The organism is Aeromonas sp. Prich7-2 (assembly GCF_017939255.1).
Classification (GTDB): Bacteria; Pseudomonadota; Gammaproteobacteria; order Enterobacterales; family Aeromonadaceae; genus Aeromonas; species Aeromonas caviae.
In genome coordinates, this window is sequence record NZ_JAGKRI010000248.1 from 1 (window position 1) to 1,758 (window position 1,758).

Here is a 1,758-nt window from a genome sequence, read left to right on the forward strand (position 1 = left end):
AGGTTGCACTGGCCTTGGCGCCTTGCGCGCTGTCGGCGAATAACCAGGCCTTGCGCCCCACGGCGAACGGGCGGATTGCGTTCTCCGCCAGGATATTGCTGATGTGCAGATCACCCCGCTCGCAGTAGCCGACCAGATAGGGCCACTGCCCCAGCGTGTATTCCATCGCCTTTCTCGTCAGCGAGCCTTTCATCACCTTGCCGACGTTATTGTCCAGCCAGGTTTTGAACTCCGCCAACAGCGGCATGCTACGCGTCTGCCGTGCCTGATAGCGTTCGGCATCACTGCGCTCCTTCTGCTCCCGCTCGATGGCATAGAGTTTACTTATGTACCCCAGGGCTACATCGGCCTTGCTGGCACCGGGCTTGCTCTTGCCCTTCGCAACGGACGGCGTGGCCTGGGTCGCTTCGATGAATTTGCGCCGCGCATGATCCCAGCAGCCAATCCGGGTGAGACCGCTCTGTTTGCACACCTGGCTATAGCCAGAATAGCCATCGGCTTGCAGTACGCCGCTAAAACCGTCCAGCAGGCGCACAGGAACACTTCCGGCGCGCGACGGATCATATTCAAATAGCACAGAGGGGCGGCCCGGCGGACCACCGCGGGTCACCCACATCCATTTGTCCGATTGCGCAGTTTTGCCCTCCTCTTTGAGCACCTGGATCCGCGTCTCGTCGGCTTGCAGGTACGTCGCGTGGTTCTGCTCCTCGCGCAGCAGGTTCATCAATGGCTGGAACACCTCATCCAGCCGGATGATCCAGTGGGCCATGCTGGTGCGGCTCACCTCCTGCCCCAGGCGCTTGAACATCTGCTCCAGACGGTACAGTGGCAGGCCATCGGCATACTTAGAGGTAATGATGTAGCCCAGCAATGACGGCGTGGCGATACATTTGCCCAGCGGGTGTACGGGGCGGTTGGCCGCGAGGATCACCTCTTCGCCATCACGCTCGAACACCGCCTTCTCTTGCCAGATCTCCAGCACCTTGAGTTGAGCCGGAATGAACTGCAACTCCTCTTTGACCTTGGTAAAGAACACCTTGCTGGCCCCGGCTTTCTGCTCATCGCTGAGGGTGAGTTCGATGCGCTCGCGCAGTAGTGAGGCGGAGAAGCCACGTTGACGCGGCTTGGCCTTTGCTTCGGCAGTTTGCGGCAGGTCATCGGGTAACTGGGCCAGCAGGGCGTCCATGTCCGCTTCCAGCTCTGCCTCATCAAAGAGCTGGAGCTGATGGAGTTTCTCGCTGCTGGCGGCAAAGCGCTGGATCCTGCGCAGACGCAGCAGCTCTTCGAGTAACAGGATATGGGCGTCACGCCGCTGGATAGCCTCTTCTTTTAACGCCAACTGTTGCTGAAAACCCGCAATAACCGCCAACAACTCAGCGGCGCTAAGGCCACTGAGTTCAGGTGATGGGGTGAGGTTTTTCGGCGTCATTTTCATGAGGAAATTATAACAAAAACAAGGCGGTAAAGCACGAGGTTGGCGGTATTAAAGCGTCTCATAATGCAGTGTTTTATGGCCCTGCATCAAGGAGATATCGTAGCCATCGAGCAACCAGTTTATCTGCTCGGAAGAGAGGGAGAGTAGCTCATCGGCAGACGATGGCCACTTGAATTTCTCCTCGGCCAGCGCCTTGTAATAGAGCACAAAGCCGTTGTCCTCCCACATCAGACACTTGATCTTGTTGCGGCGGCGATTGGTAAAGGCATAGAGGGCACCGGTGAACGGGTTGTGCCCCAGTTGCTGCTCGACCAGCGCCGCCA

At 58.2% G+C, this 1,758-nt stretch carries 2 protein-coding genes; both read right to left on the minus strand.

Annotated elements, in window-relative coordinates:
* The coding region (locus J9892_RS21430; protein ID WP_210538922.1) for an IS66 family transposase at positions 1-1,435 on the minus strand (1,435 nt) is incomplete at its 3' end.
* A 48-nt stretch (positions 1,436-1,483) separates the two neighbouring features.
* A partial coding sequence (tnpB, locus tag J9892_RS21435; RefSeq protein WP_210538924.1) for an IS66 family insertion sequence element accessory protein TnpB occupies positions 1,484-1,758 on the minus strand: 275 nt, incomplete at its 5' end.